10 protein-coding genes are annotated in these 12,188 nt (G+C 44.7%); 8 read left to right on the top strand and 2 right to left on the bottom strand.

The window, feature by feature from the left end; genetic code table 11:
- Positions 1-268: 268 nt before the first annotated feature.
- Positions 269-613: a ribonuclease P protein component gene (gene rnpA, locus D1970_RS06550; protein ID WP_119112092.1), complete on the bottom strand. Its 345-nt coding sequence runs from the start codon at positions 611-613 to the stop codon at positions 269-271.
- Positions 614-749: 136 nt separating this feature from the next.
- The gene (rpmH, locus tag D1970_RS06545; RefSeq protein ID WP_066059809.1) at positions 750-884 is read right to left on the bottom strand and encodes a 50S ribosomal protein L34; all 135 of its coding nucleotides are present in this window, start codon (positions 882-884) and stop codon (positions 750-752) included.
- A 631-nt stretch (positions 885-1,515) separates the two neighbouring features.
- Between rpmH and dnaA the strand changes: the two genes are divergently transcribed.
- From dnaA to D1970_RS06505, 8 genes are all read left to right on the top strand, one after another.
- On the top strand, positions 1,516-2,859 hold the full coding sequence (gene dnaA, locus D1970_RS06540; protein WP_119112091.1) for a chromosomal replication initiator protein DnaA: 1,344 nt from the start codon (positions 1,516-1,518) through the stop codon (positions 2,857-2,859).
- Positions 2,860-3,043: 184 nt separating this feature from the next.
- Positions 3,044-4,180 (top strand): DNA polymerase III subunit beta, encoded by a 1,137-nt coding sequence (gene dnaN, locus D1970_RS06535; RefSeq protein ID WP_119112090.1) that lies wholly within the window; start codon positions 3,044-3,046, stop codon positions 4,178-4,180.
- Positions 4,181-4,400: 220 nt separating this feature from the next.
- On the top strand, positions 4,401-4,616 hold the full coding sequence (gene rlbA, locus D1970_RS06530; protein WP_119112089.1) for a ribosome maturation protein RlbA: 216 nt from the start codon (positions 4,401-4,403) through the stop codon (positions 4,614-4,616).
- A 65-nt stretch (positions 4,617-4,681) separates the two neighbouring features.
- Positions 4,682-5,800, top strand: coding sequence for a DNA replication/repair protein RecF (gene recF, locus D1970_RS06525; protein WP_119112088.1), 1,119 nt, complete (start codon positions 4,682-4,684; stop codon positions 5,798-5,800).
- Positions 5,801-5,809: 9 nt separating this feature from the next.
- Positions 5,810-6,052 carry an extracellular matrix regulator RemB gene (gene remB / locus D1970_RS06520; RefSeq protein WP_119112087.1) on the top strand — a complete coding sequence of 81 codons (243 nt, stop codon included), beginning with the start codon at positions 5,810-5,812 and terminating at the stop codon, positions 6,050-6,052.
- Positions 6,053-6,140: 88 nt separating this feature from the next.
- Positions 6,141-8,063, top strand: coding sequence for a DNA topoisomerase (ATP-hydrolyzing) subunit B (gene gyrB, locus D1970_RS06515; RefSeq protein ID WP_119112154.1), 1,923 nt, complete (start codon positions 6,141-6,143; stop codon positions 8,061-8,063).
- Between the two features lie 100 nt (positions 8,064-8,163).
- Entirely contained in the window at positions 8,164-10,728 is a 2,565-nt protein-coding gene (gyrA, locus tag D1970_RS06510) for a DNA gyrase subunit A (RefSeq protein ID WP_119112086.1), read from the top strand.
- A 131-nt stretch (positions 10,729-10,859) separates the two neighbouring features.
- Positions 10,860-11,963 carry an HD-GYP domain-containing protein gene (locus D1970_RS06505; RefSeq protein ID WP_181213445.1) on the top strand — a complete coding sequence of 368 codons (1,104 nt, stop codon included), beginning with the start codon at positions 10,860-10,862 and terminating at the stop codon, positions 11,961-11,963.
- Positions 11,964-12,188 lie beyond the last annotated feature (225 nt).

The raw sequence follows: 12,188 nt of genomic DNA, 5'->3' as shown, positions 1-12,188 counted from the left end.
GAAATGTTCACGTTGATAGCATATTTTTCTCTTTCAAAAAGGCAAACTTGACCAAGTCTGAAGGCTTGGCCTTTAATTAGGCATTATTTTGCTAATTCAAATGTATTTTATCATTTTTTTGCCGAAAGCGCTTTAAAATAAATACGGTTTCCCATCTCATAACCGTTACTCATTATGGCCCTTTTCCTGAAAGATAATAGTACAAATTTATTTTATTTTCGATAAACTGTCCAGCTCCAGCTTCTACCCCTGGGGCTGTTCAAGGTTTCTACGCTTTTTTTATCACTTTGGCTATTTTAAGAACATGTTCAAGGCTTTTCTTGACTTCATGCATATCCATAGCAGCCGCTGGCTTCCTGGCAATGATGACATAATCGTTACCTGTATGTATCCTGTCCTGCAGTTCATGGAAAGTTTGGCGGATATACCTTTTAACCTGGTTCCTTACGACCGCATTTCCAATTTTCTTGCTGACAGACAGGCCGATTCGGAAGGTTTCCTGCCCTTCTTTTTTCAAAACATAAACGACAAACTGACGGTTTGCAAAAGACTTCCCTTTTTTGAAAGCTTCCTGAAATTCTTTGTTTTTCTTTATGCGGAGCTCTTTTCTCATCTCGATCCACCTTCGTATCCAGCTCTTGCTTCAATCATTTTGTTAAAAAGGGATACCGCCATCCGCTGCTAAAGCGGCTGGCGATATCCATGCTGTATTGACCAAAGAGAAAAAAGACCACTGACAGTTCAGTGGTCTAAGCTGATAATACTTTTCTTCCTTTGCGACGGCGGCGTGCAAGAACCTTGCGGCCGTTTGCGCTGCTCATGCGGCTACGGAAGCCATGAACTTTGCTGTGCTTACGTTTATTTGGTTGATAAGTTCTTTTCATTATATGACACCTCCCTGAGGAATAGCTGTTTCAGACAGTCTTACTAATTATAAGGATGTGCCCGGGAAATTGTCAATAGCAACAGCGAGAAAACCGCGATTACCACGCTGGGAACTTTTACATCTCTCCCTAAGTGTGTATGTCCCGATCCACTGGAGAAGCTTTTGGAATGGACCTGTTTTTAACTGGAAAGCTTTATACATGGCTGTTCAGAAAGTGCCTGTGGACAAAAAACGACAACCTTTTTATTATCCACAGAGCTTATTGACAGCTTTTTCACACAACCAACCCCTGTGGACAATTTTCCTCCACACTGTTACACTATTGTGGATAAAGTAGGAAAAACCGTTGCACCATGCACGGTTTTTTGATATTATATTTGTGTTTTCACTCTTGATAACAATCATAGCATTTCTTAGTTACCCACAATTTGTGGATAACCTGTGGACAGGTTATTCAGCCCTGTATAAAAAGTTTGTCCACAGTAGGTGGATATTGTCGAACATCCCCTATTCTTCCTTATTATATATTTTTCCACATTTATAGTTTCGTATAATTATAAATTCAGGGTTGTACAGCTTGTATAACCCCGGGCTGCCATGGCAATTTTCAGAAAAAGGAGGGAAAACGATTGGAAAATATTGCGGATCTTTGGAATAAAGCCTTGTCCAAAATAGAAAAAAAAATCAGCAAGCCAAGTTACGATACATGGCTAAAATCGACAAAAGCACATTCGCTGCAAAGAGATACGCTGACGGTTACTGCACCCAATGAATTTGCACGCGACTGGCTTGAAGAACGATATTCCCAGCTGATCACCGAAATACTTTACGATATTACCGGTGAGGACCTGGTTGTAAAATTTATCATTCCGCAAAACCAAAAGGACGAGGAACTCGACTTGCCCCTGCCTCCTAAAAGGAACAGAAAAGACGAAGAACATCAAGAGCTTCCGATCAACATGCTAAATCCGAAGTATACCTTTGATACATTCGTAATTGGTTCCGGCAACCGGTTTGCCCATGCAGCATCGCTTGCAGTGGCCGAGGCGCCGGCAAAGGCCTATAATCCCCTGTTTATCTATGGAGGAGTCGGACTCGGAAAGACGCATCTTATGCATGCCATCGGTCATTATGTAAAGGAACATAACCCTTCGGCAAAAGTGGTCTATTTGTCTTCCGAGAAATTTACGAATGAATTCATCAATAGCATCCGTGACAACAAAGCGGTAGAATTCCGGAACAAGTACAGGAAAGTGGATGTGCTCCTGATTGATGATATTCAATTCCTTGCTGGAAAAGAATCAACCCAGGAAGAATTTTTCCATACTTTCAATACGCTGCATGAAGAAAGCAAGCAGATCATTATTTCCAGTGACCGACCTCCAAAGGAAATACCAACACTCGAAGATCGGCTTAGATCACGGTTTGAATGGGGTTTGATCACTGACATCACTCCTCCTGACCTTGAAACAAGGATTGCAATTCTTAGGAAAAAAGCAAAAGCAGAAGGTCTTGATATTCCAAATGAGGTGATGCTTTACATAGCGAACCAAATTGACACGAATATCCGTGAACTTGAAGGTGCATTGATCCGGGTAGTGGCGTACTCTTCCCTCACCAACAAAGATATCAACGCAGACCTTGCAGCAGAAGCATTGAAGGATATCATCCCAAGCTCAAAACCAAAGGTCATCACCATCCTTGATATCCAGCGGGTGGTAGGCCAGAACTATAATATAAAGCTTGAAGACTTCAAAGCAAAAAAACGGACAAAGTCGATTGCCTTTCCGAGGCAGATCGCGATGTACCTTTCGAGAGAGCTTACTGATTTTTCACTTCCGAAAATCGGTGAAGAATTCGGAGGCAGAGACCATACGACTGTCATCCATGCGCATGAAAAGATTTCAAAGCTGCTTGCGAGCGATTCACAGCTCCAGAAGCAGCTGAAGGATATCCATGAACAATTGCGTTAGGGGATAGTGTGAATAACTTGTCAGAGCTTACACACAGTCTGTCCACATGTGGATAGGCTGTGTTTCCATTCTTTTTCTCACTTATCCACATATTCACAGGGCCTACTAGTACTTGTACTATTCTTTTTAAAAAATAATAAATATGCTTTTAAGCAAAAAATATACCTAAACGGAGGATGAAAAAATGAGATTTATCATCCAGCGGGACCATCTATTGCAAAGCGTCCAGGATGTCATGAAAGCAGTCACAAGCAGGACAACCATTCCAATTCTTACAGGGATTAAAATTGTCGCAACTGAAGATGGTGTCACCTTAACAGGAAGCGATTCCGATATATCCATAGAATCTTTCATCCCGAAAGAAGAGCAAGGCGATGAAATCGTTGAAGTCAAAAGAGCTGGAAGCATCGTGCTTCAAGCCCGCTTTTTTAGCGAAATCGTTAAGAAACTGCCTACAGATACAGTTGAAATCGATGCAGGGGATAATTTACAAACTGTCATTCGCTCTGGAAAATCAGAATTCAACCTAAATGGCCTTGATGCCGATGAATACCCGCATCTTCCGCAACTTGCTGAAGAAAATGTATTCCGGATTCCGACAGATCTGTTAAAAGCCTTGGTCCGCCAGACGGTATTCGCAGTGTCCACCTCAGAAACACGCCCTATCTTGACAGGTGTAAACTGGAAGGTCGAAGATGAGCAGTTAATCTGTATTGCAACAGACAGTCACCGCCTAGCGTTAAGGAAAGCTGCAGTCCAAACATCGGGCACAGGTACCTATAATGTGGTCATTCCAGGCAAAAGCCTTACAGAGCTTAGCAAGATTCTGGATGATTCAACAGAAACGGTTGAAATTGTCATCACTGAGAATCAGGTGCTATTTAAAGCAAAACATCTGCTGTTTTTCTCAAGGCTTCTGGAAGGAAACTATCCTGATACAGGTAAGCTGATTCCGGCTGAAAGCAAAACGGATGTGATTCTCAATACAAAAGAATTCCTGCATTCGATTGACCGTGCATCGCTCCTTGCAAAAGAAGGACGAAATAATGTGGTTAAGCTTTCAACCATTGAGGAAAAAGCCGTTGAAATCTCTTCCAATACACCGGAAATCGGAAAGGTTACCGAAGAAGTCCAATGCCAGTTGGTTAATGGCGGAGAACTAAGCATTTCTTTTAATGCCAAATATATGATGGATGCACTAAAGGCGCTTGAGGGCAGTGAAATCAAAATCAGTTTCACTGGAGCCATGAGGCCATTCGTCATCCGTCCAATCAATGACGAAACTACACTTCAGCTGATTGTGCCTGTGAGAACTTATTAAACACCGCAAATAACAAAGAGTCAGACACCCAGCTGTTTTAAAACCGCCGCCAGAAGAACTGGCGGCATTTTTTCCAATCTCCCCTTTCCCGGGCGAAATCTTGGTAAATTTTTACGCGGCTACAAGGGCATAATAAACAAACTGGTAAGGTTTTACTTTGTCAGAACGTTATTATTTAGTAAAATAAAGTATTGGATGCTTATTGGAAGAGGGTGAGCATGTGCAAAATGAAATTAAAATTAATACAGAATTCATTACAATGGGCCAGTTCCTTAAACTCGCCGAAATCATCCAGTCCGGCGGGATGGCTAAATGGTTTTTAAGTGAACACGAAGTGTATGTCAATGGAGAGCAGGATCAGAGAAGAGGCAGGAAGCTTCGCGGCGGAGACACTGTGAGAATTCCAGGTTTCGGTGAATTCCTTGTTTCATCCTGAAGGCCTGATAAGCAAAAAAGCCTGGCGATTTTGCTGACGGCTTTAACCAGAGGATGGTCCGTTCAATGTATATTGAAGAACTGTTATTGAAAAATTACCGTAACTACGGGCAGCTCGAGGCTCACTTTGAAAATAAAGTCAATGTGATCCTCGGGGAAAATGCCCAGGGCAAAACAAATGTGATGGAATCGATCTTTGTGCTGGCGATGGCCAAATCGCATCGGACATCAAACGATAAAGAACTTATTCGCTGGGACGATGATTATGCTAAAATAGAAGGACGGGTAATAAAAAGCCGGGGTCCCTTGCCGATGCAGCTCGTTATTTCGAAAAAGGGAAAACGCGCGAAATGCAACCATATCGAACAGCGCAGGCTCAGCCAGTATGTCGGCAATATGAATGTTGTCATGTTCGCACCCGAAGACCTCCATCTTGTCAAAGGTAGCCCCCAAGTGAGGCGCCGCTTCATTGACATGGAAATCGGCCAGGTCTCCCCTGTCTATTTGCATGATATCAGCCAGTACCAGAAAATCCTTCAGCAGCGGAATCATTACCTTAAACAGCTGCAAGTGAGGAAACAAACTGATATGGCCATGCTTGATATCCTGACGGAACAATTCATCGGAGCATCTGCCAAGATTGCTGCGAAAAGGTTTGAATTCCTTCGACTGCTCCAGCAATGGGCTGAACCTATCCATAATGGGATCTCAAGGGGGCTTGAAACACTGGAAATACGATACAGGCCATCCGCTGATGTATCAGAAGGGCAAGATTTGTCGAAAATGATTAAAGTTTATGAAGAAAAGTTTGATAAAATAAAAAACAGGGAGATTGAACGGGGAACCACTATGTTTGGGCCGCACCGGGATGACCTTGTCTTTTTCGTTAATGGACGGGATGTGCAGACATATGGGTCACAGGGACAGCAGCGGACAACCGCCCTGTCAGTCAAACTTGCCGAACTTGAACTGATCAACAAAGAGATTGGCGAATACCCTATCCTTCTGCTGGACGATGTCCTGTCGGAATTGGATGACTATCGCCAGTCCCATTTGCTGAATACCATACAGGGAAAAGTGCAGACATTCGTCACAACGACGAGCGTAGATGGAATTGATCATCAAACCCTCAAAGAGGCAGCAGCCTACCGGGTCGAAACAGGCACAATGGAAAGAATCCAATGAGGTGAATCCATGTATTTGCATGTAGGAGAAGATACTCTCGTCAGGACCAGAGATGTCATTGCCATTCTGGATAAAGAAAGCGCAAGCTCCTCCCCTATTTTGGAAGAGTTTCTTCGAGGCCAGGAAGCGGTCAACCTTTCCAAAGCCGAGTACAAATCCATCGTTGTGACGTGTGATAAGATTTACTATTCCCCTCTTGCTTCTGGAACATTAAAAAAACGTTCAAAAAAAATATCCTCACAGGAATTTTAATAGATCAACTGGTTCAATTACCGGCGCAGGAATGGCCGCTGATTTTAAAAGATTTGCAAAAAGGAAAGTGTAGGTGATCGGTGTGGCAATGGAACAGCAAAATATGCAAGGCCAAGCGTATGATGAAAATCAAATACAGGTCCTTGAAGGTTTGGAAGCTGTCCGCAAACGTCCCGGAATGTATATCGGTTCAACGAGTGCGAAAGGCTTGCACCATCTTGTCTGGGAGATTGTTGATAATAGTATCGATGAGGCACTGGCAGGATTTTGTGATGAAATCAATGTCATCATCGAAAGTGATAACAGCATTACCGTAATAGATAATGGGCGCGGAATACCTGTCGGGATCCACGAGAAAATGGGAAGGCCGGCAGTTGAGGTCATTATGACGGTCCTCCATGCCGGAGGAAAGTTCGGCGGCGGAGGCTATAAGGTTTCCGGAGGTTTGCACGGCGTGGGCGCATCAGTCGTAAACGCGCTTTCTACCATTCTGGAAGTGTTTGTCCACCGTGACGGACATATTTATTACCAGAAATTCGAGCGAGGCGTACCGGCGGCGGATCTTGAAATCATCGGGGAATCAGACAGGACTGGAACGACTGTCCATTTTGTCCCTGACAGCGAAATTTTTACTGAAACACGGGAATATGAATTCGATATACTCGCAACAAGGCTCCGTGAGCTTGCATTCCTCAACAGGGGCATTAAGATTACGATTGAGGATAAGCGGATTGAAGATAAAAAGAACGAATATCATTACGAAGGCGGAATTAAGTCTTATGTAGAACACTTAAACCGTACTCGTGAAGTTCTTCACGATGAACCAATTTTTATCGAGGGTGAAAAAGACGGAATTACGATTGAAGTCGCCATTCAGTACAACGACGGCTTTGCCAGCAATATTTATTCCTTTGCGAACAATATCCACACCTATGAAGGCGGAACACATGAATCCGGATTCAAGACAGCCCTTACGAGGGTGATTAATGATTATGCGAGGAAGAACCGCATTTTTAAAGAGAGTGATGATAACCTGTCCGGAGAAGATGTCCGTGAAGGTTTGACAGCCATTGTATCTGTCAAGCACCCGGATCCCCAGTTCGAAGGCCAGACGAAAACAAAGCTCGGCAATTCGGAAGTCCGGAATGTCGCTGATACATCATTCTCGGAACACTTTGAAAAGTATTTGATGGAAAACCCTTCCGTTGCAAGAAAGATTGTTGAAAAAGGCTTGATGGCGGCGCGTGCAAGGCTCGCAGCTAAAAAGGCACGCGAATTGACGCGAAGGAAAAGTGCCCTTGAGGTATCAAGTCTTCCGGGTAAACTGGCGGACTGCTCTTCAAAAGACCCTTCGATCAGCGAACTGTACATCGTTGAGGGTGACTCTGCGGGCGGTTCGGCAAAACAGGGCAGAGACCGTCACTTCCAAGCGATCCTTCCGCTGAGAGGTAAGATCCTGAATGTCGAGAAAGCAAGGCTTGACCGCATTCTCTCAAACAATGAGGTAAGGGCGCTGATTACTGCTATCGGAACGGGAATCGGAGAGGATTTCGACCTTTCGAAAGCCCGTTACCATAAGGTTGTCATCATGACGGATGCCGATGTCGACGGCGCTCATATCCGGACCTTATTATTGACTTTCCTGTACCGATATATGAGACAGATCATTGAAGCCGGCTTTATCTATATTGCTCAGCCGCCATTGTTCAAGATCCAGCAGGGAAAAAGGATTGAATATGCGTATAATGACCGGGAGCTTGAACAGATGCTCGCGGAAATGCCGTCACATCCCAAGCCAGGCTTACAGCGTTACAAAGGTCTTGGCGAGATGAATCCGACCCAGCTTTGGGAAACCACGATGGATCCGGATAACCGTCTCCTTTTACAAGTTAGCCTTGAAGATGCGATCGAAGCGGATGAAACCTTCGAAATGCTGATGGGCGACAAGGTAGAGCCAAGACGGCAGTTTATCGAAGAAAATGCCGTGTACGTCAAAAACCTTGATATTTAACAGGATAGATGGATAGTCTATCCTGCTTTACTTTTTTGTTACCGATTTTAAACTAACAGGCCGGTATTGACATCGGCCACCTAGAGGAGGTTTCTTCCATATGGCTGAGACGCCTAATCCCCGCGTGAAAGAGATCAATATTAGCCAGGAGATGCGCACATCTTTCCTGGACTACGCGATGAGTGTCATTGTTGCCCGGGCATTGCCCGACGTCCGCGATGGCTTAAAACCAGTACACCGCCGGATCCTGTATGCCATGCATGACCTTGGCATGCATTCCGACAAACCTTTTAAAAAGTCGGCGCGTATCGTCGGCGAAGTAATAGGCAAGTATCACCCTCATGGTGATTCTGCTGTCTATGAAACAATGGTTCGTATGGCACAGGATTTCAACTACCGCTACATGCTTGTTGATGGACACGGAAACTTCGGTTCGATTGATGGAGATTCTGCGGCAGCTATGCGTTACACAGAGGCCAGAATGTCCAAGATTTCGATGGAACTGCTTCGTGATATCAATAAAGACACGATTACTTACCAAGACAACTATGACGGTTCGGAAAGAGAGCCAGTGGTACTTCCAGCCAGATTCCCTAATCTGCTTGTAAACGGAACATCTGGTATCGCAGTCGGAATGGCAACAAACATTCCGCCCCACCAGCTTGGTGAAGTGATTGACGGCGTGCTGGCAATCAGCAAGGATCCTGATATGACGATCCAGGAACTAATGGATGTTATACCAGGGCCGGACTTCCCGACTGGCGGAATGATTCTCGGACGAAGCGGAATCAGGAAAGCTTACGAAACAGGGCGCGGCTCGATTATCCTCCGTGCAAAGGTTAACATAGAGCAAAAATCAAACGGCAAGGAAGTCATCATTGTCAACGAAATTCCGTACCAGGTAAATAAGGCCAGGCTGATTGAAAAAATTGCCGAACTTGTCCGCGATAAAAAGATTGACGGAATCACGGACCTTCGTGATGAATCAGACCGCGATGGGCTCAGGATTGTCATTGAAGTGCGCAAGGATGCGAATGCAAACGTCCTGTTAAACAATCTCTACAAGCATACTGCCCTTCAGACAAGCTTTGGGATCAACACGCTTGCGCTTGTTGACGGGCAGCCAAAGGTTCTCAACCTAAAGCAATGTCTGCAGTATTATCTTGACCACCAGAAGGTTGTCATCCGCCGCAGGACAGAGTTTGAATTGCGGAAGGCTGAAGCCAGGGCACATATCCTTGAGGGTTTGAGAATCGCACTGGATCATCTTGACAGGGTCATTGCCTTGATCCGTAACTCGCAGACAGCCGACATCGCCCGCGAAGGCCTGATGACGGAATTCAGTTTGTCCGAGAAACAGGCTCAGGCTATTCTCGATATGCGCCTCCAGCGCCTAACAGGACTTGAGCGGGAGAAAATCGAGGAAGAATACCAAAACCTGATGAATCTGATTGCTGAACTGAAGGCAATTCTTGCAGATGAAGAAAAAATCCTTGAAATCATCAGAGAAGAGCTCGTGGAAATTAAAGAGCGTTTCAATGACAAAAGGCGTACTGAGATTATGGCAGGCGGCCTTGAAATGATCGAGGATGAAGACTTGATTCCAAGAGAAAACATTGTCTTAACGCTTACACACAATGGCTATATCAAGCGCCTGCCTGTGTCTACGTACCGTGCCCAGAAACGGGGCGGACGCGGAATTCAGGGTATGGGGACGAACGAAGATGACTTCGTCGAACACTTGATTACGACCTCCACGCATGATACGATCCTGTTCTTTACGAATAAAGGAAAAGTATACAGGACAAAGGGGTATAAGATCCCTGAATTCAGCCGTACGGCAAAAGGGATTCCAATCATCAATCTTCTTGGCGTGGAAAAAGGTGAATGGGTCAATGCAATCATTCCAATCGAAGAATTTACTGAAGAGTGCAGTCTCTTCTTTACAACGAAGGAAGGCGTTTCGAAGCGCTCGCCGCTCACTTCGTTTGCTAACATCCGCAACAACGGACTGATTGCCCTTAACCTCCGTGAAGGCGACGAATTGATTTCCGTCCGCCTTACCGACGGTAGCAAGGAAATTATCATCGGAACGAAAAACGGCCTTTTGATCCGTTTCCCAGAGACGGATGTCCGCTCAATGGGACGGACAGCAACAGGTGTTAAAGGAATTTCCCTTGATCGTGATGATGAAGTAATCAGCATGGAAGTCCTGGATGAAACCGCTGAAATCCTTGTCGTTACGAAAAACGGCTTTGGCAAGCGCACACCTGCATTAGAGTACAGAAGGCAGGGCCGCGGTGGAAAAGGAATCAAAACCTGCAATATTACCGAAAAGAATGGCAGCCTTGTTACGGTGAAGGTTGTTCAGGGAGAAGAAGACTTAATGCTGATCACAACTGGCGGTGTCCTTATCAGGATTCCAGTCAGCGGAATTTCTGTCACTGGCCGGAACACTCAGGGTGTCAAACTGATCAGCCTGAATAAGGCAGAAGACGAATATGTCGCAACTGTCGCCAAGGTTGATAAAGAGGATATCAAAGAGGATGAGCTTGAAGAACTTCCGGAAAGCGGAACAGACGCAGCTGCAGGTGCCGAGGAAGAGGCAGGACAGCCTTTAACCGAAAGTGCTGAAGCGAAGGATTCGGATGACGGAGAAGCATAAAAGAGAGAAAATGAAGGTTTCAACCTCCTTTATTCTGAAATGATCTGAGGGGCACAAAATTGTGCTCCTTTTTTTTTATTCCATGAAGTAAAATATTCTGTATAAGAATTTTTTAATCCGGGGTGGGAATCGTGCGTGTACATATTGATGAGCTTCAAGAGGGCTGCATTCTCGCAGAGGATGTTTTCAGCAAGACAAGCCGGCCAATTGTCGGTAAACAGACGGTCCTGACAAAAGAACTGATCGACGTCCTGAAAGCATTCGTGGTCAAGGAAGCGGAAGTGGAAAAGACGCTTGTAACCGGAATGCCTTTTATTCCAGTCACGGTGATTCAAGAAAAAGAAAAAGACGCTGATAAAGATACTGATAAAGAAGAACTGAACTTCGTTGACTTGTTTTTAAGGGCGAAGAAATCATTTGAAAAAGAATTTTTTTCATGGCAGTCCGGATTGCCTGTCGATATATCGGCAATAAGGAGTCTCCTTTTGCCACTGATGGACATGCTTGAAAAAGACTCATCGAATATATTCCGCCTGCACCACTTCTCAACAAATGATGATTACTTATTCCACCATTCGCTTGCAGTTGGCATTCTCTCAGGCTATATTGCCAGGAAGATGAACTACAGCAAAGGTGACACCATCCAGGTGGGGCTTGCCGGGAGCCTGGCTGATTGCGGAATGGCAAAGGTCAGCAGCCGGTTACTGAACAAGCGAACAACTCTTTCTGTGGAAGATTATGAAGAAATTAAAAAACATCCAACCTACAGCTATCAAATGGTTCGGAACAGTCCTTTGCTGAAGGATTCTGCGAAAATTGCGATTATCCAGCATCATGAGCGGCTGAACGGAAGCGGATATCCATTTGGCGAAAAGGATGCGAGAATCCACGCTTTCTCAAAAATCATTGCTGTGGCTGACGCTTACCATGCAATGACTTCGGACAGGACCTTCAAGTCCAGACTGTCACCATTCAGAGTGCTTGAAATCATTAATGAGGACCATTTCGGGGAGTTTGACATCTGTGCCGTAAAAGCATTGAATTCAGCCCTTCTGAACTATACAACGGGAAGCATTGTCAGGCTTTCTGATGGCCAGGAAGCAGAGATCTTGTTCGTAGAAGAAAAAAGTCCTGCCAGGCCGCTTGTGAAGCTTTCGGAAACAAACACAATTCTCTCTCTTGAGAAGAACCGCCACCTTTTTATTGAGGATATCATTTATCAGGCTGGTCATTGACCAGTCTTTTCCTAAAAAAATCCGCTGGACGGTTAAAAAGTTGGCAAGAACTATTGCCGAATATAGAAATGACTGTTATAATCTTCAAAGTCAGCTGCTTAAATCAACACGATTTAAGGGAATGCTAAAAAAGTTGTTGACTAGGCACTATGAAAATGTTATATTATTAAAGTCGCTTACGGGCGACAGAGTAAATTGCTCTTTGAAAACTAAACAAACAAGCGT

Source organism: Mesobacillus zeae (assembly GCF_003570705.1).
GTDB classification, from domain to species: domain Bacteria; phylum Bacillota; class Bacilli; order Bacillales; family Cytobacillaceae; genus Mesobacillus_C; species Mesobacillus_C zeae.
Note: the sequence above shows the minus strand (reverse complement) of the source record. Positions and strands in the feature narration are given on the sequence as shown.